We start from the raw sequence: 22,678 nt of genomic DNA, 5'->3' as shown, positions 1-22,678 counted from the left end.
CTACCTGCGGATTATGGATGTGTAAACATCTGGACGGCTAAATGAGGAATTAACGATGGCGATTGTGAATCACACACTGGGTTTTCCGCGCGTTGGATTACGCCGTGAACTGAAAAAAGCGCAGGAAAGCTACTGGGCAGGTAACGCGACACAGGAAGCGTTGCTGACCGTTGGACGTGAGCTGCGTGCGCGTCATTGGCAACAACAGAAGGATGCTGGCGTTGATCTGCTGCCAGTGGGTGATTTCGCCTGGTACGACCATGTACTGACCACCAGTTTGCTGCTGGGTAACGTACCCGCACGTCATCAGAATGAGGACGGCTCGGTCGATTTGGATACACTGTTCCGTATTGGCCGTGGACGTGCGCCAACCGGCCAGCCTGCCGCTGCCGCTGAAATGACCAAGTGGTTTAACACTAACTATCACTACATGGTGCCAGAGTTCACCAAAGGGCAGCAGTTCAAGTTGACCTGGACACAACTGCTGGATGAAGTGGATGAAGCACTGGCGCTGGGCCATAACGTGAAGCCTGTTTTGTTAGGCCCAGTTACCTATCTGTGGCTGGGTAAAGTGAAAGGTGAGCAGTTTGATCGTCTGTCGCTGCTACAGGATATTCTGCCTGTTTATCAGCAGGTGCTGGCTGAACTGGCGAAACGCGGGATTGAGTGGGTGCAGATTGATGAACCTGCGCTGGCGCTGGAACTGCCGCAAGCGTGGCTGGCCGCGTTTAAACCGGCTTACGATGCGTTGCAGGGTTCGGTGAAGCTGCTGCTGACGACCTATTTTGATAGCGTAAGCCAGAATCTGGAAACGATTAAAGCGCTGCCGGTTCAGGGGCTGCATATCGATCTGGTGCACGGTAAGGATGATGCCGCGACGCTGAGCGCCCAACTGCCTGCTCATTGGGTACTGTCTCTGGGGGTGATTAATGGCCGTAACGTATGGCGCGCCGATCTGAGCAACTGGTTCGAGCGCCTGCAACCGTTGGTGGGAACGCGCGATCTGTGGCTGGGTAGCTCATGCTCACTGCTGCATAGCCCTATCGATCTGAGTGTAGAAGTGCGTCTGGATGATGAAGTGAAGAGCTGGTTTGCCTTTGCTATTCAGAAATGTGCGGAGCTGTCACTGTTGTCTCAGGCATTGAATAGCGGCAACGGTCAGGCACTGGAAGCCTACAGCGCGCCGATTCGCGCCCGTCGTACCTCAGCGCGTGTGAATAACGCCGCCGTTGCGCAGCGTCTGGCAGCGATTACCGCACAAGACAGCCAGCGTCAGAACGTGTATTCGGTGCGTGCGGATGCTCAGCGTGAGCGCTTTAATCTGCCAGCATGGCCGACGACCACGATTGGTTCTTTCCCGCAGACCACGGAAATTCGCGGCTTGCGTCTGGATTTCAAACAGGGGCGCCTGGATGGCAATAACTATCGCACCGGCATTGCCGAGCACATCAAGCAGGCTGTCGCTGAGCAAGAGCGTCTGGGGCTGGATGTGCTGGTGCACGGTGAAGCCGAGCGTAACGACATGGTGGAGTATTTCGGTGAGCATCTGGATGGGTTTATTTTTACCCAGAATGGCTGGGTACAGAGCTACGGTTCTCGCTGTGTGAAACCGCCTGTCATCATTGGTGATGTGAGCCGTCCAGAGGCGATCACCGTTGAATGGGCGAAATACGCACAGTCTCTGACCGACAAGCCGATGAAAGGCATGCTGACCGGTCCGGTGACCATCCTGTGCTGGTCGTTCCCGCGTGAAGACGTCACGCGTGAAACTATCGCTAAACAGATTGCACTGGCGCTGCGTGATGAAGTGGCAGATTTGGAAGCCGCAGGTATTGGCATCATCCAGATTGACGAACCGGCGCTGCGTGAAGGTCTGCCGCTGCACCGCTCGGACTGGGACGCGTATCTGACCTGGGCAGTGGACGCTTTCCGCCTGAATGCCGCCGTGGCGAAAGATGATACGCAGATCCATACCCACATGTGTTATTGCGAGTTCAACGACATCATGGATTCTATCGCCGCACTGGACGCCGACGTGATTACGATTGAAACCTCTCGTTCCGATATGGAACTGCTTGAGTCGTTTGAAGAGTTCGAGTACCCGAATGAAATTGGCCCCGGTGTTTATGATATCCACTCCCCGAACGTACCGAGCGTGGAGTGGATGGAAGATCTGCTGAAGAAAGCGGCACAGCGTATTCCCGCTGAACGCCTGTGGGTGAACCCGGATTGCGGTTTGAAAACCCGCGGCTGGCCGGAAACGCGTCAGGCTCTGGCGAATATGGTTCAGGCAGCGCAGCGTTTGCGTGAAACCCAATAAGCTTTAATTGCTTGATGACATCAGGGAGGCATGGCCTCCCTGACTTTTTACACCAGATGAATAGATAAAATACGCATTATTTCCCCTGCTTCTCAATTTTTATTATTTCTCTCGGCATATTGTCTGCCTTCCCGAGAATTAACTATATTGTCTTTCCTTTAATAAAATTGTCTCGCTATTCCGCGTTTTTTTCTGCATCGACTGGTCGGTTATTTTCCGAAGTTTAATATTCATCGGTCATCGATATATCTATTCCTCAAAGCATTTAAGCAACGCTGTCATAAAGCTCAGCAGTCTTATGCCGATAAGGTAAAAGGCATGGAGGCGGCTCAGGCGTACAAGTAGAGGGAGGTTTTTTGTATTTTCTAACGTTTTACTGATGTTGAAAATGCATCTGCAATTACCCTCTTGTGGGTATATTTATTATACCCATGAAGCATATTTATTTCCCCGAAAACGATTATTTCCCCCACTCTGCGAGGTTATTAGACGATAACCGTGCGCAGTAGTCATTATTAGGTATTACCTAAAAGGAGTGAGATGTGAATTTAGCGAATTGGCGTATTGGTTATCGATTAGGAAGCGGGTTTGCTATCTTAATTCTGATGTTGTTTGCCGTGAGTATTTTTTCTCTGTCTAAACTGTCCGGCTTTCAGGATGGCGCCAGAGATATTGTCAAAGACGTTTACCCACAAACGGTAGATGCGAATGACCTCATCGATAATGTGAATGGGCACTTCGTCGCTTATTTGCAGATGATGCTGGTATCCGGTCAGGAACAGCGTCAGGGGTATGTCGATCGGATTATGGCGTACCGCAAGGAGATTAGCCGTCTGCTTGATAATCTGGAAAGGAATGCTTCAGGAGAACAGGCTCGCAAGCAGGTGGGGGTTGTCCGCGGGTTTCGTGCCGAGTTCATCAAATCCGGCGATAAAATTATCAGTGATGCGCAGGCGGGCAACAACGATGTCGCCATCGCGGAATTCAATAACACCCTGAACGTGATTCAGCGCAATTACCGTGACGCGGTGAAGCAACTGGTGAATTACCAAAATGAGGCGATGGATAACTCTGTCGAGACCATGGCTGAGGTGTATAACAGCACTCGTATGATTTTGCTGCTTATTTTGGCGCTGGGTGCCGTATCTGGAGCGCTGATTGCCTGGGCGATTACGCGTAGCGTAACCCGCCCAATAGAGCAGGCATTGCAAGTGGCCGATCGCGTGGCACAGGGCGACCTGACTTCACGTATTACGGTGACCACCAAGGATGAAACCGGATTGCTGCTGCAATCGTTGGATCGTATGAACACCAGCCTGAGCATGATTGTCGGCCAGGTACGTGATGGGGCGGAAACTATCTCGACGGCGGCGTCACAAATCACGGCGGGCAATCAGGATCTGTCATCGCGCACGGAAGAACAGGCGAGTTCGCTGGAGGAAACGGCAGCCTCCATGGAGCAACTGGCATCCACTATTAAAAACACGGCGGAGAACACCCTGCAGGCGACAGAGATTGCTAATAAGGCGACTGGTGCGGCAAAACAAAGTGGCGATGTCATGCTTTCCGTGACGCAGAAAATGCGCGGTATTCGCGATTCGTCCCAGCGTATGGCGGAAATCATCGGTGTGATTGACGGCATTGCTTTCCAGACCAATATTCTGGCGCTGAACGCGGCGGTTGAAGCGGCGCGGGCGGGCGAACAGGGACGCGGCTTTGCGGTGGTGGCGGGAGAAGTCCGTTCATTGGCACAGCGCAGTGCGACCGCAGCACGGGAGATCAAGGATTTGATCGACGACTCGGTGAGCAAAATTCGCGAAGGAATGGATCTTGTCGATACTGCTGAAGAAACCATGGGCGGATTGACGGCCCACGTGAAGGACGTACACGACATTATCAGCGAGATCTCGCAGGCCAGCCGTGAACAGAGCGACGGGATTAACCAGATGAATCTGGCGATTGGACAGATTGACACCACGACTCAGCAGAACGCGGCTTTGGTAGAAGAATCTGCCTCCGCAGCGCTGTCTCTGCAAGCACAGGCCTCTGTTCTGGCAGACGCGGTGAGCGCGTTTAAAATACAGTCGTATAACAGCGGCGGTTACGGCTCTTATGTGCCGATGAGCACGCCAACGCTGTCTCTGGCGCTGGCAAGCAAAGAGTAAATTTACGGCTAGCGTTTGGTCGTGTTGCTGTACCGCACCTATTTCAGCAGGGGAGCAATATACTCCCCTAATTCGTTCTCTACGCTGTATAGAGCAAATATGATTTTTTCTCTTCTTATTCAGCTGGTTATTCTTTACTAAGAAATATTCCCATCTCTTTATTTTTAATATCAGACATGTCTGACTATCCTTTTATGTAATTGAGGCGTTACTTATGTTAATTATTGGTTGATTAAACTGTGATTTTTCCGATCGAAACTTGACTTTTGATAGTTGCTGTCTATTTATTATATGTTTTTGAATGATTTAAACGATCAATTCGTAAAGTTCAGAAACGCCTTGCCGATAAAAATAGATAACACAGGAGCGGTTATGGCTGCATGAGTCCGGAGAGGGAAGACCACGATTTATCACTTCAATCACGTCTCTGCGGTCTTATCAGTTGTATTTGTAGCATTGTTCGATTTATTTCCACTTTTGCACCTCAACACCCGAGGGAAACTATTTGATTTTTGATAGCGCTTCTCATGCTGCTCAGAGCATGCGTAAAAAATGCCTGCCTTAAGGTATCTCTGTCGCGTCAGAAGGTTTTTTCCTTCGGATCGCCAACCATTCTCCGCCCTGTGGTTCCATCAATCTGCGACATGTGCGCAATTGACCTTGCTATGCATTACCTTAAAGGAGTGAGACATGAATTTAGCGAACTGGCGTATTGGCTATCGACTGGGAGCCGGATTTGCCATCCTGATTTTGATGCTGTTTGTCGTGAGTATTTTTTCCTTGTCTAAGCTATCTGGTTTTCAGGATAGTGCCAGAAGTATCGTGAAAGACGTTTACCCTCAGACTGTTGATTCTAATAGCCTTATCGATAATGTGAACAGCATTCTGGTGGCATATCAGCGGCTAATGCTGGTTTCAGGTGCAGATCAAATCAAGGCAAATGTTACTCGTGTGAATGAATTCCGCCAGGAGATCGGTCGCCTATTAGATAAGCTAGAAAGCCAGACCGTTGAAGAACGTTCGGTCGCTCAGTTACGTCTTATCCGCGGGATTCGTACCGAATTTTTGAAATCCGGCGACAAAATTGTTAGCGATGTGGTGGCGGGTAATCGGGATGCGGCAATTGAGGAGTTCAACAATAACCTGAATGTCATCCAGCGCCAGTACCGTGATGCGGTAAGGCAACTGGTTAACTATCAGGATGATGCAATGGGAGCCTCCGTTGAAGATATGGCTGAGGTATACCGCGAGACTCGTATTATTCTGCTGCTCATTTTGGCGCTGGGTGCCGTATTCGGGGCATTGATTGCCTGGTCAATTACGCGCAGCGTAACCCGACCGATACAGCAGGCTTTGCAAGTGGCAGACAGAGTGGCACAGGGCGACCTGACCTCACGTATCACTGTTACCAGCAAAGATGAAACCGGATTGCTGCTGCAATCGTTGGATCACATGAACACCAGCTTGAGCACGATTGTCGGACAGGTGCGTGACGGTGCGGAAACCATCTCGACGGCAGCCTCGCAAATCGCCGCAGGTAATCAGGATCTGTCAGCGCGCACGGAAGAACAGGCCAGCTCGCTGGAAGAAACCGCAGCGTCGATGGAACAGCTTACCTCTACCATTAAAAACACGGCGGAGAACACCCAGCAGGCGACGGAAATCGCCAATAAAGCCTCCGGTGCGGCGAAGCAAAGCGGCGACGTGATGATTTCGGTGACGCAGAAAATGCGCGGCATTCGCGATTCATCTCAGCGTATGGCGGAGATCATTGGTGTGATTGACGGCATTGCCTTCCAGACTAATATTCTGGCACTGAACGCGGCGGTTGAAGCTGCACGTGCGGGCGAGCAAGGTCGCGGTTTTGCGGTGGTAGCAGGGGAAGTACGTTCTTTGGCACAGCGCAGTGCGACCGCCGCGCGGGAGATCAAGGATTTGATCGACGACTCCGTGAGCAAAATTCAGGAAGGCATGTCGCTGGTGGATACTGCCGAAGAAACCATGGGCGGGCTAACGGGCTATGTGCGGGATGTGAATGAGATCATCAGTGAAATCTCGCAGGCCAGCCGTGAACAGAGCGACGGGATTAACCAGATGAATCTGGCCGTTGGACAGATTGATACCACGACCCAGCAGAACGCGGCTCTGGTCGAAGAATCGGCCTCTGCAGCGCTGTCTCTGCAAGCGCAGGCCTCCGTTCTGGCGGAAGCGGTGAGCGCGTTTAAGCTTCTGTCTTATGGCAGCGGCAAAACCGCTTCTTATGCACCGGCACCAACGCGCACGCCAACGCTGTCTTTAGCGCCAGCGGCAGCGAAAGACAAGGGAAATAACGGCGACTGGACGACGTTCTAAGGCTGCTTTTGTCACGCGGTTAGGTAAAACACCAACGCCACCTATGTCCGGTGGCGTTTTAGAGCGTAGATAAGCACGAAAACGGTGTGATGACGTTACGCCACACCGTTTTGCTGGAACCACGCCAGCATACGCTGCCAGCCGTCTTGTGCAGATTCTTCATGGTAGCTGGGGCGATAATCGGCATGAAAAGCATGACCGGCATCGGGGTAGACGATGATATCTGCCGCCGCATTGGCAGCGCGTAGCGCCTGCCGCATCGTATCAACCTGTGACAACGGAATCCCTTCGTCCTTTGCGCCATATAACCCCAGCACAGGGGCTCCCAGGTCCGTTGCAATATCGACCGGATGTTTGGGGCTATTCAGCGTTTTTCCACCCGTAAACTTACCGTACCAGGCAACCGCCGCCTTGAGCTGCGGGTTGTGCGCAGCGTAGAGCCAGGTGATGCGTCCGCCCCAACAGAAACCGGTGATCGCCAGCTTACTGGCATCGCCGCCCTGTTTAATCGCCCAGTTGGCGGTGTGATCGAGATCGGACAGCACCTGCGTATCAGGCACCTTACAAACCAGCTCGGCCAGGATCCGCTTAATGTCGTTATAGTGGCTGGGGTCGCCCTGACGGAAATACAGCTCTGGCGCAATGGCCATATAGCCCTGTTTGGCCAGCCTGCGGCAAACGTCCTGAATGTGCTGATGAACGCCGAAAATCTCCTGCACCACCAGCACGATAGGGAGCGGCTTGTCATGGTTCGCCGGTCTGGCGATATACGCGGGGAGCTGCTCACCCTGAGAAGAAATGGTGGTTTCACTGGCAATAATACCTACAGAATCCGTGGTAATGATGGAGGAGGTCTGCGGTTCCACTGCCGGGGATAGCCCCTGAGGAAGATGTTTGAAGGTCGTCTGTTCATCAGTCTTCATTACGCGCTCTCCTGTTATCGATGAATCGTTGCTAGCAGCATTGTGCCTACAGCACGTTGAGATGTGCCTACAGCGTGCTGAGATAGTCTTCGAAGCGTTTTCCTTTCTCTGGCCTGAAGTATAGGTCGGTCTCCGCCACTGAAGTGATGTTATCTACCCTTAGATTACGAAAGTCTGAGCGAGTTTCACACCATATCGTGAGTAACCATACGGCATCAAACAGGGTTAAACCAAGAGGACGGGCGATTCTATCGCTTTCTCTTCCTTGCAGATCAACATAGGTAATACGCAGTTGGAGCTTGTTACGAATGGCCAGACGAAGAAAAGCCAGATGGTTTATGGCTCTCTCATTTTCCTCGGTATGTCGAGAAACGGCTCTGAGAGGCAGCAGCTTATAGGTCTCTGCTTTTTTGGCGCCAATCACCGCGCTGATTTTTGCTGAAACCCGGCTGGCCGCTGCGGAAAGCATGTCATCGCCTCGTGCACCTATCAGCCGCATTCCCAGCATAATGGCGTCCAGTTCATCTGGATCAAAGTTCAGTGGAGGAAGGAAGTAGTCTTTTTCAAGTAGGTAACCGAGTCCCGATTCACCGCGAATAGGGGCGCCGATGGTTTGTAGTGCCGCCATATCCCTGTAGATCGTTCTGACTGATACATTCAACGCTTGAGCTAATATTTCCGCTGATACTGGGTGTACACGGCCGCGAAGATGGTCAAGTAAAGAGAGTAGTCGGATCGTTTTCATGAGAAGAGATTACACCACCCTGACAAGTTCTGTCAGGGTGGTGTAATACGATTCAGACTTCATATCATCCTGATAACGGAGTTCATCATGGCTACCCCATGTTACGAAATAGTCACTTACACGGTAAAAACCCAGCAAGAGGCCGATTCAGCGCGCTTATCGGCACAACGTCTGCTAAAGCATTTCCCTGGGTTTATCGATTGGATCGCATTTTCAGGCATCGATATTTCCGCTGAGCGTGTCGATCTTGTGGTGTGGAATAGTCTTGAAGCCGCACGGGCTGCGGCAAAAGCGGTTGAAAGCCAACCTGAATTTTCCTGTTTCAGATCTTCTGTCAGCGCGTTGCACAGCATGGGGGACTACACCGTCCACATGCTGGACGCACCGTCAGTCACGAGCAGAGGCGGTATCGAAATAGGGCGATTTCGTCTCAAGCAGGGTATTCAGGAGAGTGACATGCGCCAGGCTTATAATCAGATGATAGAACGCCACCTTTCACTTCAGCCTGGCTGGAAAGGTCAGTATTTGGTTAGTCTGGATAATGGCGTCTTTATTGATCTTGCCTTTGCCGACAATCAACCGTGCGCAGAAGCCATTTGCGCATCGTGGCAGGGGCAAGCGGTATGTCATGCCTTTCTGGAAATGATTGAGCCAGAGAGTATCGAGTTTGGTTCGTTGTGATAACCGATAAGGCTAAAGAATCTACACTAGAAGACGATTCATCGGCAAACATGAATACCTCACCTGATAAATAGTGATTTTCATCACATATTTTATGTATGTTTATGTTTGTTTCTTTTTCATCGGTGACTCTCGTCACTTAAAAAAACGTCATGGTGCGCTAGAGTCTTTTTATTGAACGGACGCTTATGGACTAATGCCGATCGTTTAAGCATCAAGATACCGGGGGCTACCACGGTGCGAGGTATCCCTGCGGGATCCTCATCACCGTGTTTCCCCCTATAAAATGCAAGCGCATTTTAAATGCCACTTGTGGCAACCCGTCAGGGCGAACACAGGAACTGGGCGAGTCAATCCAGTCTTAAGTGAACAGCGTTACGCTTACAGAGCGCGTTTACGGGGCGTCCGGCATGATTTCTCTGAATACCCAATTGATTGCCCGGGAGGCAGTTATGTCTACATCTGATGTGTTCCATCTTGGTTTGGTCAAGAACGATTTACAGGGCGCGACGCTGGCTATCGTACCCGGCGATCCTGAGCGTGTAGAAAAAATTGCTCGTCTGATGGACAACCCGGTACATCTGGCATCGCACCGTGAGTTTACGTCCTGGCGTGCGGAGCTGGACGGCAAGGCCGTTATTGTTTGCTCGACGGGTATTGGCGGTCCATCAACGTCAATCGCGGTAGAAGAATTGGCCCAGCTTGGCATTCGTACTTTCCTGCGTGTGGGCACCACCGGGGCGATTCAGTCCGGCATCAACGTCGGTGATGTGTTGGTGACCACCGCAGCCGTCCGTCTTGACGGGGCAAGCCTGCACTTCGCACCGATGGAATTCCCGGCCGTTGCGGATTTTGGCTGTACCACCGCGCTGGTGGAAGCGGCAAAAGCTTCGGGTGCGGCGTTGCACGTCGGCATCACGGCGTCTTCCGATACGTTCTACCCTGGTCAGGAACGCTATGACACCTTCTCTGGCCGCGTTGTACGTCGCTTCCGCGGTTCGATGGAAGAGTGGCAGAGCATGGGGGTGCTGAACTATGAAATGGAATCTGCCACGTTGCTGACCATGTGCGCCAGTCAGGGGTTAAAAGCGGGCATGATCGCGGGCGTGATCGTGAACCGTACCCAGCAGGAAATCCCTGATGCGGCGACCATGAAGCTGGCCGAAACCACCGTGATTAAGGTGCTGCTGGATGCGACACGTCGGTTGTTAGCGGCTGAATAAGCGAAAAAATTGATGATATTTTGGGCTGGTCATCGCAGAGGCCAGCCCTTATTCTAATAACTTGTTCTGGTTTATTGGGTTAACCTGCGACATGCTCTACGTGTGTAATACGGTTGCCTTGCTCGCCTTTCAACCTCGCAAGGAGATGTATGACCGAACCAACGTTGCTTCATCCCTCTTTATTACCGCTGGACGGCGGAATCAACTTCCGCGATTTAGGCGGCAACCGCGCTGCTGATGGGCGGCTTATCCGACATGGCAAACTTTTTCGCTCTGGCTCACTGGATCTGCTGAGTCAGGCAGACTGTGAACATCTTGCGGGCGTGCCTATTTCCCACGTGGTGGATTATCGGGATGCCGATGAAATTGCGCAAAAGCCCGATGTATTGTGGGCAGGTGCGACCTATCACGCTTACCCTGCCAACCCATTGCGCCATGAAGTGACGGCCAACCTGGACTCGCTGGGGTCTGATGTGCTGGCGGCGTTTGATTCCCGGGCGTTTATGCTGGAGCTTTATCGCCGTTTACCTTTCAATAATTCAGCCTATAAACAGCTGGTGTCGCTGCTATTACAGCCGGGTGAGGGCGGGCTGGTACAGCACTGTGCGGTGGGTAAAGATCGTACGGGTATCGGCTCGGCGCTGGTGATGTTTGCGCTGGGTGCGGATGAACAGACGGTGATGGAAGATTACCTGCTGACGGAAACGACGCTGACGCCATTCCGCCAGCAACTGCTGACGCATTTGTCGGCAACGCTGAATGAGAAAGCGTTGGGACAGTTCTCTTATGTGCTGTCGGTGCAGGAAGAGTTCATTGTGACGGCGTTGCAGGCTATTTACGAACGACACGGTTCGATCGATAGCTGGCTGGAGGTGGAATACGGCCTGGATAATCGTGCGCGGAACTATTTGCAGGATAAATATCTGGCGTAAGGTTTTCTTCACCTTATTGGTGAATCGACTCCATCATTACCGCTGACTGATTTTTTCAGCAAAAAAGGCCGGTCATCTGACCGGCCTCTGATTTAGTCCTTGCTGCTGTGTTGCTTTGCTACTGGGGTGATTAACCCGTATTACGCATACCTGCCGCGACACCGGCGATGGTGACCATCAGCGCCAGCTCCAGATCGGCATCCGGTTTTTCCTGCTGACGCGAACGATGCAGCAACTCGGCCTGCAACACGTTCAGGGGGTCGGTATAGACGTTACGCAGGGCGATCGACTCGGCGATCCACGGCAGATCCGCCATCAGGTGATCGTCGTTAGAGATCGCCAGCACGATGTTGATGTCGGCGGCTAACTGATCGCGCAGCTGTTTCCCTAACGGCCACAGTTTCTCTTCTACCAGACGCTGATCGTAATACTCCGCCAGCCACAGGTCGGCTTTGGCGAACACCATCTCCAGCATGCCGATACGCGTCGAGAAGAACGGCCAGTCGCGGCACATGGCTTCCAACTGTTCCTGCTTACCGTCATCCACCACTTTCTGCAATGCGGCACCCGCACCCAGCCACGCTGGCAGCATCAGGCGGTTCTGCGTCCAGGCAAAAATCCACGGGATAGCGCGCAAGCTTTCCACGCCGCCGTTCGGACGACGCTTGGCCGGACGTGAACCCAGCGGCAGTTTGCCCAGCTCCAGTTCTGGCGTGGCGGCGCGGAAGTAAGGGACGAAATCCGGGTTCTCACGCACGTAGCCACGGTACATCTCGCAGGACACACGAGAAAGGTCGTCCATCACCTCGTGCCATTCCTGTTTTGGTTCCGGCGGCGGCAACAGGTTCGCTTCCAGAATGGCGCCGGTATAAAGCGCGAGGCTGCTGATGGTGACTTCCGGCAGGCCGTATTTAAAGCGGATCATCTCGCCTTGTTCTGTCACGCGCAGGCCGCCTTTCAGGCTGCCCGGCGGTTGTGACAGCAGAGCGGCATGAGCCGGTGCGCCACCGCGACCGATGGAACCGCCGCGTCCGTGGAACAGCGTCAGTGCGATACCGGCTTTCTCACAGGTTTTGATCAGCGCGTCCTGTGCACGGTACTGCGCCCAGGAGGCTGCCATTACGCCCGCGTCTTTCGCGGAGTCGGAATAGCCGATCATGACCATCTGTTTGCCCTGAATAAAGCCACGATACCAGTCGATGCTTAGCAGTTGGGTCATGACATCATCGGCGTTGTTCAGGTCGTCCAGCGTTTCAAACAGCGGCGCGACCGGCAGGGCGAACGGACAGCCTGCCTCTTTGAGCAGCAGATGAACGGCCAGCACGTCGGAAGGCGTGCGCGCCATTGAAATAACGTAAGCGGCGATGGAACCCTGCGGCGCTTTGGCGATGACCCGACAGGTATCCAGCACTTCTTTGGTATCCGCACTCGGTTCCCAGTAGCGTGGCAGGAGCGGGCGCTTGGAGCTAAGTTCACGAATCAGGAAGGCTTGCTTGTCGGACTCTGACCAGCTTTCGTAGTCGCCCAGACCCAGATAACGGGTAATCTCAGCCACCGCTTCGGTGTGGCGTGTGCTTTCCTGACGAACATCGATGCGCACCAAAGGCACGCCGAAGCAGCGCACGCGACGCAGCGTATCCAGCAGGCGACCGTCGGCGATGATGCCCATGCCGCAGGTTTTCAGTGACTGGTAGCAGGCGTGGAGCGGTTCCCAAAGCTGCTCGTTGGTAATCAGCAGATCTTTGGGGGGCAGATGTTCTTCGCCCGTCAGGCGCGCTTCCAGATAGTTCAGCGTACTGCTCAACTGTGAACGCAGTGATTTCATGATGGCGCGGTACGGTTCCTGTACCTCGCTGCCACCAGCCAGTTCCAACAGCTCCGGCGTACATTCGGACATCGACAGCTCGGAAACCAGCACCTGAATATCACGCAGGAACAGATCGGCGGCTTTCCAGCGGCTGAGTAGCAGAACATGGCGAGTCACTTCTGCCGTAACGTTTGGGTTACCGTCACGGTCGCCGCCCATCCAGGAGGTAAAGCGCACCGGAACGGCGTCAACGGGCAAACGGTAGCCGAAAGCCTGTTCCAGCTGTTCATCCAGCTCGCGTAAAAACGCGGGTACGCCTTCCCACAGGCTGTTTTCCACCACGGCGAAGCCCCATTTGGCTTCATCTACCGGGGTAGGACGAATTTTACGGATCTCATCGGTATGCCAGGACTGCGCGATCAACTGGCGCAGACGACGCATGATCTGGTTACGTTCATAATCCGCCAGATCGTTATGGTCGAGTTGCTTGAGACAGGTATTCACTTCCACCAGCTTGTGGATCAACGTCCGGCGGGTAATTTCGGTTGGGTGTGCGGTCAACACCAGTTCGATCGACAGCGACTCCACGGCATCGCGGATATCGCGTTCGGTCAGATCGTTGCTTTCCTTCAGGCGCTCAAAGGCGTTGGAAAGCAGTGCCGGGTTACTCGCCGCTTCACCATGCGGTGAAATGGTATGGTATTGCTCGGCGGTATTGGTCAGGTTAAGGAACTGGCTGAATGCGCGTGCAACCGGCAACAGTTCATCGTTAGACAGGTTTTGCAGTGTGGTCAGCAACTCCTGACGATGTTTTTCATTACCTGCGCGGGAAGATTTTGACAACTTGCGGATTGTTTCGACTTTATCAAGGATGTTCTCACCCAGTGCTTCCTTGATGGTATCGCCGAGCAGTTTGCCGAGCATACTGACGTTACTGCGCATTGCGGAATATTGTTCGTTCATAGTTACCCTGACCCACCCCTACCATTTTTGTAAGTTTATTTCACTTGACATATTTTGACGCACTGCCTCCATCTAGCCACGATAAGGCGGGTTCGTCAATTGACGATTCTTTCTTCTCCTTATTCTTTGTACTTGCATTGAGGCGGGCTTGGCAATTTGTGAAATTTAATTACAGCGGCGCGGATATTAGACTAACTAATCAGAGAGGAAAGAGGGCGGGGCGCAACGGCCCCGCGAGTGCGGTTACGACTGTTTGGAGGCTCTGACAACCAGAATATAAGTCAGTGTGAAGGACAGCACGATGGCGATGGCCATGCCGGAAACGGCGTAGCTAAAGTACGGGCCGATATAGGCTGGCAGGCTGAAAATACTCGACAAGATGTAGCCATACAGCCGGACACCGAAGTACGCGATAAAGGCCGAGGCGATGGAGCTGGCAATAGTCGCGGAGATAAATGCTTTTTTATACTTGGTCAGGACGCCGAAGAGTGCAGGTTCGGTAATACCGAGCAGCGCGGAAACCCCAGCAGACAGCACGACAGATTTGTCCTGACGGGTTTTGGCATGGAAGTAGATGGCGAACGTTGCGCCTGCAATCGCCATATTCGCCATGCACATCATCGGCATCAGCATATCAAAGCCCTGATTGCTGAAATTTTGCAGTGCAATAGGCGTCATCGCGTGATGCATGCCAGTCAGGATAGCGACAGGCCGAATCGCACCGACCACGAAACCAGCAAAGATAGATGACACATCGAACAGGCTCTGAATAAACAGTGCCAGCAGTTTACCGAGGTAGATCCCGAATGGCCCGATAACGGTGAGCGACACCAGTGCGGCGATAAACAGCGTCAGCGTTGGGGTAAACACGGTTTTCAGCACCGAAGGCATGATGCGGTCGACCCAACGATGGATATAGCTCAGTGCCAGCACGGAGAAAATCACCGGGATGACGCTGGCAGCATAGTTGAACACTGGAATGGGTAGCACACCGATGAAGTAAAAGGCGCTGACCGCATTAGGGCTATTGCTGGCTAGTGCCTTCGCCGCTTCTATCAACGACGGGTACATCAGGCAGGCTGCAACAGCCGCTGCCAGATATTCGCTTGTTTTAAATATCCTGGCTGCGGAGATGGCGAGGAAGAAAGGTAAGAAATAGAACACACCGCTGGCGATCAGATCGAGGACGATCACGGTATCGGTTTTGGCAGAGACCACTTTCAAGGCGATCAATCCAGCCAGCAGCCCTTTGATCATCCCGGCTCCTGCAATCGCAGGGACGATCGGGCCGAACACGCCGGAAACGGTATCCATAAACAGTGAGACCAGCCCTTTTTTCGCTTTCTGCGCATCGGGCTGCGTTGTTGTAGGGGACGTCGCGGTGGTGGAAAGCTGGGCGCTCAGCAGTTCGTAATACTCGTTGACCTGCGGCCCGATAATAATCTGGAATTGCTCACTCTGGTGTTGGGCACCTAATATACCTGGCAGGTTCCTGATAGCGTCCGTTTGCACTTTATTTTCGTCAATTAAATCAAACCGCAACCGCGTCATGCAGTGCCAGGCTTTATTAATATTTTCGCTTCCGCCGACCAATTTAATGATTGACTGAATAACGTCATTTTTTCCCATGGAATAAATTCTCCGCTGCATAGCCTTATGTTGTTTTTGGCTGACTTATTTCCGCAGATAGTAAAATTTAAAAAAAATTAAAAAACAAACCAATAAAACATGATTTTCGTCACATGGTTAATTTTTAAAGGGGTGTTTGTTGTTGTTTTCTCTAAATTGGTCTGGTTTTTTTATCAATTTAACGTGTTTTTCAAACCAAAATAATTCTTTTAATTAAGAGGTTTACAATAAAAGAAAAAATAAGTAGAAAACAAAAAAGAAATTGATTTTTAGACTGTGTTTTTTCCGGGAATGGCTATTCCGGAAATGCACTGGAGGATATTTTTGTGTTGCCGACAATCATTACTGACATTGAATGTCTCGTTACCCGCCCTGACCGTCATAATTTGGTGACGGTGGTGGTTTACACGGATAAAGGCGTTACGGGATATGGCTGTGCGACCTTCCAGCAGCGCCCATTGGCCGTCAAAGCGATGGTGGACGAGTACCTCAAACCGCTGCTGCTAGGACGAGATGCTAACCACATTGAAGATCTGTGGCACATGATGATGGTCAACGCTTATTGGCGTAACGGGCCGGTTATCAACAATGCGGTGGCGGGCGTCGATATGGCGCTGTGGGATATCAAAGGCAAGCTGGCGGATATGCCGCTTTATCACCTGTTTGGTGGGAAATCCCGCGATGCGATTGCCGCTTACAGCCATGCTGCCAGCGATACGCTGGACGGGCTGTATCAGGAAGTGGATCGGCTGTATGCGCAGGGCTATCGTCATATCCGCTGCCAGCTAGGATTCTATGGCGGTAATCCCGATGCGCTGCACAGCACGCGGCAACCGACGGAGGGAGCCTATTACGATCAGGATCAGTACATGGCCAACACGCTCGCCATGTTCCGTGCGCTGCGCGAGAAATACGGCGATCGTTTCCACATCCTGCATGATGTTCATGAGCGCCTGTTCCCGAATCAGGCCGTGCAGTTCGCCAAAGCGGTAGAAGCCTATCGCCCCTATTTTATCGAAGATATCTTACCGCCCGCGCAAAATGAGTGGCTGGCGCAGATCCGCAGCCAGAGCGCAGTGCCGCTGGCGACTGGAGAGCTGTTTAATAACCCCGCCGAGTGGCAGAGCTTGGTGATTAATCGACAGGTTGATTTCATTCGCTGCCATGTCTCGCAGATTGGCGGGATTACGCCAGCGCTGAAACTGGGCGCGTTCTGTCAGAACTTTGGCGTTCGTCTCGCGTGGCACTGTCCGCCGGATATGACGCCGATCGGAGCGGCGGTCAACATTCACCTGAATATCCACTTGCATAACGCCGCGATTCAGGAATTTGTCGCTTACCCGGAAAATACCCGCAAGGTCTTCCCGCAAGCGGTGGAGCCGGAGAAGGGCTATCTGTATCCGATTGAGCGCCCGGGTATTGGTGTCGGTATCGATCTGGATGCGGCGCAGCAGTTCCCCGTCGTCTATCGTCCGCATGAATGGACGCAGAGCCGCCTGCCGGATGGCACGATGCATACGCCCTGAGTGAACTATTTACGGCGACTGGCGGAAATTCAGGTTATCGCGGTTGAAGGGGATGACGTAAGTGCAGGCGTAGTTAATGTCGATGATATCGCTCGATTCGTACACGCGACCACCCTGTAAAATACCGCGATTAAGAATGTGCATCGCCGCTGTGCCTTTCTTACAGCCCAGCAGCTCAGCCTGTGCTTTAGTGACGTTAACTGCCTGATAATGTGTCAGGTAGTGTGAAATCGCATAGCCCTTGCTGAGCACATACTGCTGAATAGAGCTTTCAATAATCTTCTGGCTCATGTCCGGGAAATCTGCGGCGGGCATTTTCGATATCTCAATCTGCACCTTGCGGTTATCAACGTAGCGTAATCGGCTGAATTCCCAGATAAATTCACTGTCGCCGATCGCAAAGACCTGTTGCTCTTCCCGATTGGGCAGGCGCTTGTGCAGGCTGAGCAGACGGAATGAAATCTGATTAAATTTCTTTTCGGTAATCGAGTTATACACCAGCGGGTTGCTGCGTACGCCCTGATTAATGAAGTTACCCGAACCCTGCACCATATGGATCGCGCCGATGCTGGCGAGCTTTTCCAGTGCCTGGCGGATGGTAAAGCGCGACACGCCGTATTCTTCCGCCAGTTGACGTTCCGGCGGCAGTTTTTCCGGCAATGGGTCGGTGTGCTGATAGATTTTGCTCAGTAAATCCTGTGCGATGAAATCTTTCTTTTTCATTATCTGTCTCAAAATGGCTTTGCCAGCATCGCTGACAAAGTCGCTTTCATCGGATCAGTGGTGGCAGAAGTGATGAATCACCTGAGAAATCAGCTCCCGCGTCGGCTTGATAAACTTGGTATCAATATATTCATCCGGCTGGTGCGCCTGTTCGATTGATCCTGGCCCCAGAACCAGCGTCGGGCACAGCGTCTGAATAAACGGGGCTTCGGTGCAGTAGTTCACGATTTCCGTTTTCGTCCCCAGCAGATTCTCTACGACCGACACCAGACGGTGATCGGGCGGGCACTCATAACCGGGAATGGGCGGATGCAGCTCGCTGATGGTCAGCCTACCCGGCCAGCGCTGACTGACAGGCTCAAGCGCTTCTGACAGCAGTCCGTTTAGATCGTTAAGCGTAATGCCCGGCAGCGGACGAATATCCATATGCAGTTCACAGCAGCCGCAGATACGGTTCGCAGCATCGCCACCGTGAATGTGGCCGAGATTCATGGTGGGGTGAGGAATGTGGAAAATCGGGTTGTGATAGCGTTCCTGTAGGGTGTTGCGCAGCACCAGCAGGTGGGAAATTGCCTCATGCATCAGCTCAATCGCATTCACGCCGCGTGAAGGATCGCTGGAATGGCCGGACTGTCCCTGAATACGGATCGCGTTGGACATATGGCCTTTGTGCGCCCGCACTGGCTGCAACGAGGTCGGTTCGCCGATGATGGCGCAGTCCGGGCGAATCTGCGTAGATTCGGAGAAATATTTGGCGCCGGCCATCGTCGTTTCTTCATCCGCTGTCGCCAAAATATAGAGTGGCTTTGTCAGCTTGGTTGGATCGATATCGCGTAACGCATCCAGAATAAAGGCAAAGAACCCTTTCATATCCGCCGTACCCAGACCGTACAGCTTATTGTCGTGCTCGGTTAGCGTGAAAGGATCGCGCGTCCAGCGGCCATCGTCGAACGGCACGGTGTCGGTATGCCCTGCCAACAATAAACCGCCTTTTCCTTCACCAATTCGTGCCAGCATATTAAATTTATTGAGGGTGCCGGGAACCGGCTGGACTTCAACATGGAAGCCGAGATCGCCGAACCAGCCTGCCAGCAGGTTGATTAACGCCTGATTACTTTGATCGAGCGCGCTGTCGGTGGCACTGATGGACGGTGTCGCGATTAATGCCCGATATAGCTCAATAAAAGGGGGTAAATTCATCTTCACTGTTGACAGCCTCTGGTTAGGATAGTATCAATATTCATGCATTTATTATGAATAAAAATACAATATTGCGCGGTGAAAGGAAACCCAAAGGTATGGCGATGGCGATTCGCCACTTTCACTGAGCTTCGCGGGTGAACTGCGTACCGACGCTGGTGAGCCCTGTTACCTGTTCCATAGATAAGTAAGAAGGTATACGGATCCCATGCTGAATACGCTGATTGTTGGTGCAAGTGGTTATGCTGGTGCTGAGCTTGTGCTTTACCTGAATCGTCACCCACAGATGAACATAACCGCTTTGATGGTTTCTGCGCAAAGTGTCGATGCAGGAAAATCGATTTCTGATTTACATCCGCAGCTCAAGGGCATTATTGATATGCCGGTAAAACCGCTGACCGATGCTGAAGAAGCCGCGAAAGGCGTGGATGTCGTTTTTCTGGCGACCGACCACAAAGTCAGCCACGATTTGGCCCCTGTTTTCCTGGCGGCTGGCTGCACTGTTTTTGATTTGTCCGGCGCGTTCCGCGTACAGGATGCCGAATTTTATCGTCGCTACTATGGCTTTGAGCATCAGCATCCTGACTGGTTGGCAAAAGCCGTTTACGGTCTGGCCGAATGGCGTGCAGAAAGCGTGAAGCAGGCACAGCTGGTTGCCGTGCCGGGATGTTATCCCACGGCGGCGCAATTGGCGCTGAAACCACTGCTGGATGCACAACTGCTGAACCCTGCCCAATGGCCGGTCATTAATGCCGTGAGCGGCGTGAGCGGGGCAGGGCGGAAAGCGTCTCTGACCAGCAGCTTCTGTGAAGTGAGCCTGCAACCGTACGGCATTTTCAATCACCGTCATGAACCTGAAATTTCAACGCACCTCGGCACGCCAGTGATCTTCACGCCGCATTTGGGCAACTTCGCCCGTGGCATTCTGGAAACCATCACCTGTCGTCTGCAACCGGGCGTCACCCAGCAGGATGTCGCTGAAGCCTATCACAACGCTTATCACGATAAGCCGCTGGTACGCCTGTATGATAAGGGCGTTCCGGCGCTGAAATCCGTTGTCGGCCTGCCATTCTGCGATATCGGTTTTTCCGTGGATGGTGAGCATTTGATCGCGGTGGCCACCGAAGACAACCTGCTGAAAGGCGCATCGGCGCAGGCTGTGCAATGCATGAACATTCGTTTTGGTTTCCCTGAAACCCAATCGTTAATTTAACAATTACTGGTCCCGACATTTCGAGGCGTGAAGCATAATGAATCCGTTAATTATCAAGTTAGGTGGCGTTTTACTGGATAGCGAAGAAGCGCTGGAACGTCTGTTCACCGCGCTGGTGGCTTACCGTCAGGAACACCAGCGTCCGCTGGTGATTGTGCATGGCGGCGGCTGTCTGGTGGATGACCTGATGAAGAAACTGTCGCTGCCCGTCGTGAAGAAAAACGGCCTGCGCGTCACGCCTGCCGATCAGATCGACATCATCACCGGTGCGCTGGCAGGTTCCGCCAACAAGACGCTGCTGTCATGGGCGAAGAAGCATGACATCAACGCCGTCGGCTTGTGTCTGGGCGATGGCGGCAGCACGACGGTCACACAGCTAGATGAAGCGCTGGGCTTTGTGGGTAAAGCGGAAGCGGGATCGCCTGCGTTGCTGAACACGCTGCTGTCTGCGGGCTATCTGCCTGTTGTTAGCTCTATCGGGATTACGGCGCAGGGCGACCTGATGAACGTCAACGCCGACCAGGCGGCGACGGCGCTGGCGCAAACGCTGGGCGCGGATTTAATCCTGCTGTCTGACGTGAGCGGCATTCTGGACGGTAAAGGTCAGCGTATTGCCGAAATGACGGCAGAGAAAGCCGAACAGTTGATTGCTCAGGGCATCATTACCGACGGCATGATTGTTAAGGTCAACGCCGCGCTGGATGCCGCTCGCGCGCTGGGTCGTCCGGTTGATATCGCCAGCTGGCGTCATGCCGAGCAACTCCCTGCGCTGTTCAACGGCGTGGCGATTGGTACACGTATTCTGGCGTAAGTCGTTTCTGGGTATGGCATCATGCGATACCAACATGAATGATATTTTTAGGAGTAAGAGTTATGGCTTTGTGGGGCGGTCGGTTTAGTCAGGCAGCAGATCAGCGTTTTAAACAATTTAATGACTCACTGCGGTTTGATTACCGTCTGGCGGAACAGGACATCGTGGGTTCGATCGGCTGGTCGAAGGCGCTGGTGACGGTTAATGTGCTCAGCGAACAGGAACAGCAGCAACTGGAACAGGCGCTGAATGCCCTGCTGGTTGAGGTACAAGCCGATCCTGAGATGATCCTGCAAAGCGATGCAGAAGACATTCACAGCTGGGTAGAGCAGCGCCTGATTGAGAAAGTCGGTGATTTAGGTAAAAAACTGCATACGGGTCGTAGCCGTAACGATCAGGTCGCAACCGACCTGAAACTCTGGTGCAAGGCGCAGATTGCAGAACTGTTGCTGTCTGTACGCCAGCTGCGTCAGGCGCTGGTGACGACGGCGGAAGCGAATCAGGATGCGGTGATGCCGGGTTACACCCACTTGCAGCGCGCACAGCCGGTGACATTTGCCCACTGGTGTCTGGCCTATCACGAGATGCTGGCGCGTGATGAAAGCCGTCTGGAAGATACGCTGAAGCGTCTGGATGTCAGCCCGCTGGGCTGTGGCGCGTTGGCGGGAACGGCTTATCCGATAGACCGTGAGCAACTGGCGGGCTGGTTAGGATTTGCCTCGGCCACACGTAATAGTCTGGACACGGTTTCCGATCGCGATCATGTACTGGAACTGCTGTCCGATGCCTCGATCGGCATGATCCACCTGTCGCGCTTTGCCGAAGATCTGATCTTCTTCAACAGCGGTGAAGCCGCGTTCGTTGAGCTGTCTGACCGTGTGACATCCGGTTCTTCCCTGATGCCACAGAAGAAAAACCCGGATGCGCTGGAGCTGATTCGCGGTAAATGCGGCCGCGTACAGGGGGCGTTGACCGGCATGATGATGACGCTTAAAGGCCTGCCGCTGGCGTATAACAAAGACATGCAGGAAGACAAAGAAGGGCTGTTTGACGCGCTGGATACCTGGCACGACTGCCTGATGATGGCAGGTCTGGTGCTGGAAGGCATTCAGGTTAAACGTCCACGCTGTAAAGAAGCGGCCGAGCAAGGCTACGCAAATTCGACCGAGCTGGCAGATTATCTGGTGGCGAAAGGCGTTCCGTTCCGTGAAGCGCACCATATCGTGGGTGAAGCGGTGGTGGAAGCCATTCGTCAGGGCAAAGCGCTGGAAGCGTTGCCGCTGGTCGATCTGCAAAAATTCAGCGCCGTGATTGGTGAAGATGTGTACCCGATTCTGGCGTTACAATCCTGTCTGGATAAGCGTGCTGCACAAGGTGGCGTGTCACCGCAGCAGGTCGCCAAAGCGATCGGTGATGCGAAGCAGCGTTTAGGCTAAGCCACTAGAATAGGTTTACGTTGTATCCC

Annotated in this window: 16 protein-coding genes; 10 read left to right on the top strand and 6 right to left on the bottom strand. The window is 53.0% G+C overall.

Going from position 1 to position 22,678, the window contains the following annotated elements; translation table 11 throughout:
• The first annotated feature begins 55 nt into the window (after positions 1-55).
• From metE to NAL19_RS20420, 3 genes are all read left to right on the top strand, one after another.
• Entirely contained in the window at positions 56-2,320 is a 2,265-nt protein-coding gene (gene metE, locus NAL19_RS20430) for a 5-methyltetrahydropteroyltriglutamate--homocysteine S-methyltransferase (protein WP_263058292.1), read from the top strand.
• A gap of 542 nt (positions 2,321-2,862) precedes the next feature.
• Entirely contained in the window at positions 2,863-4,485 is a 1,623-nt protein-coding gene (locus NAL19_RS20425) for a methyl-accepting chemotaxis protein (protein ID WP_263058291.1), read from the top strand.
• Between the two features lie 690 nt (positions 4,486-5,175).
• Positions 5,176-6,837: a methyl-accepting chemotaxis protein gene (locus NAL19_RS20420; RefSeq protein ID WP_225086181.1), complete on the top strand. Its 1,662-nt coding sequence runs from the start codon at positions 5,176-5,178 to the stop codon at positions 6,835-6,837.
• Positions 6,838-6,932: 95 nt separating this feature from the next.
• Here NAL19_RS20420 and NAL19_RS20415 read toward each other — a convergent pair whose 3' ends face one another.
• A complete protein-coding gene (locus tag NAL19_RS20415) occupies positions 6,933-7,760 on the bottom strand; it encodes a dienelactone hydrolase family protein (RefSeq protein WP_263058290.1) in 828 nt (275 codons plus the stop codon).
• Between the two features lie 67 nt (positions 7,761-7,827).
• Positions 7,828-8,505 carry a helix-turn-helix transcriptional regulator gene (locus NAL19_RS20410; protein WP_225086177.1) on the bottom strand — a complete coding sequence of 226 codons (678 nt, stop codon included), beginning with the start codon at positions 8,503-8,505 and terminating at the stop codon, positions 7,828-7,830.
• An 87-nt stretch (positions 8,506-8,592) separates the two neighbouring features.
• Here NAL19_RS20410 and NAL19_RS20405 point away from each other — a divergent pair, with 87 nt between their 5' ends.
• The 3 genes from NAL19_RS20405 (at position 8,593) to NAL19_RS20395 (ending at position 11,341) form a co-directional block, all read left to right on the top strand.
• Positions 8,593-9,186 carry a hypothetical protein gene (locus NAL19_RS20405; protein WP_263058289.1) on the top strand — a complete coding sequence of 198 codons (594 nt, stop codon included), beginning with the start codon at positions 8,593-8,595 and terminating at the stop codon, positions 9,184-9,186.
• Between the two features lie 452 nt (positions 9,187-9,638).
• Complete coding sequence (gene udp, locus NAL19_RS20400) at positions 9,639-10,409, top strand: uridine phosphorylase (protein WP_010283777.1); 771 nt, start codon at positions 9,639-9,641, stop codon at positions 10,407-10,409.
• 149 nt (positions 10,410-10,558) lie between these two features.
• On the top strand, positions 10,559-11,341 hold the full coding sequence (locus NAL19_RS20395) for a tyrosine-protein phosphatase (RefSeq protein ID WP_263058288.1): 783 nt from the start codon (positions 10,559-10,561) through the stop codon (positions 11,339-11,341).
• A 130-nt stretch (positions 11,342-11,471) separates the two neighbouring features.
• On the opposite strand, the gene ppc is transcribed toward NAL19_RS20395, so the two are convergent.
• Entirely contained in the window at positions 11,472-14,111 is a 2,640-nt protein-coding gene (gene ppc, locus NAL19_RS20390; protein WP_263058287.1) for a phosphoenolpyruvate carboxylase, read from the bottom strand.
• A gap of 243 nt (positions 14,112-14,354) precedes the next feature.
• Positions 14,355-15,740 carry a PTS transporter subunit EIIC gene (locus tag NAL19_RS20385; RefSeq protein WP_263058286.1) on the bottom strand — a complete coding sequence of 462 codons (1,386 nt, stop codon included), beginning with the start codon at positions 15,738-15,740 and terminating at the stop codon, positions 14,355-14,357.
• Positions 15,741-16,066: 326 nt separating this feature from the next.
• Between NAL19_RS20385 and NAL19_RS20380 the strand changes: the two genes are divergently transcribed.
• Positions 16,067-17,266 carry a starvation-sensing protein RspA gene (locus tag NAL19_RS20380; RefSeq protein WP_263058285.1) on the top strand — a complete coding sequence of 400 codons (1,200 nt, stop codon included), beginning with the start codon at positions 16,067-16,069 and terminating at the stop codon, positions 17,264-17,266.
• A gap of 9 nt (positions 17,267-17,275) precedes the next feature.
• Here NAL19_RS20380 and NAL19_RS20375 read toward each other — a convergent pair whose 3' ends face one another.
• Together NAL19_RS20375 and argE are read right to left on the bottom strand one after the other, a co-directional pair.
• On the bottom strand, positions 17,276-17,989 hold the full coding sequence (locus NAL19_RS20375; RefSeq protein WP_263058284.1) for a GntR family transcriptional regulator: 714 nt from the start codon (positions 17,987-17,989) through the stop codon (positions 17,276-17,278).
• 54 nt (positions 17,990-18,043) lie between these two features.
• A complete protein-coding gene (gene argE / locus NAL19_RS20370) occupies positions 18,044-19,195 on the bottom strand; it encodes an acetylornithine deacetylase (RefSeq protein WP_263058283.1) in 1,152 nt (383 codons plus the stop codon).
• 202 nt (positions 19,196-19,397) lie between these two features.
• Here argE and argC point away from each other — a divergent pair, with 202 nt between their 5' ends.
• From argC to argH, 3 genes are all read left to right on the top strand, one after another.
• Positions 19,398-20,402 (top strand): N-acetyl-gamma-glutamyl-phosphate reductase, encoded by a 1,005-nt coding sequence (gene argC, locus NAL19_RS20365; RefSeq protein WP_225086169.1) that lies wholly within the window; start codon positions 19,398-19,400, stop codon positions 20,400-20,402.
• Between the two features lie 37 nt (positions 20,403-20,439).
• Positions 20,440-21,213, top strand: a complete 774-nt coding sequence (gene argB / locus NAL19_RS20360; RefSeq protein ID WP_015842151.1) for an acetylglutamate kinase — start codon at positions 20,440-20,442, stop codon at positions 21,211-21,213.
• Positions 21,214-21,275: 62 nt separating this feature from the next.
• Entirely contained in the window at positions 21,276-22,649 is a 1,374-nt protein-coding gene (gene argH / locus NAL19_RS20355; protein WP_263058282.1) for an argininosuccinate lyase, read from the top strand.
• Positions 22,650-22,678: the final 29 nt, after the last annotated feature.

It is taken from the genome of Pectobacterium sp. F1-1 (assembly GCF_025643735.1).
Lineage (GTDB): Bacteria > Pseudomonadota > Gammaproteobacteria > Enterobacterales > Enterobacteriaceae > Pectobacterium > Pectobacterium colocasium.
The sequence above is the reverse complement of the archived record's forward strand: the minus strand, read 5'-3'. Positions and strand labels throughout refer to the sequence as shown.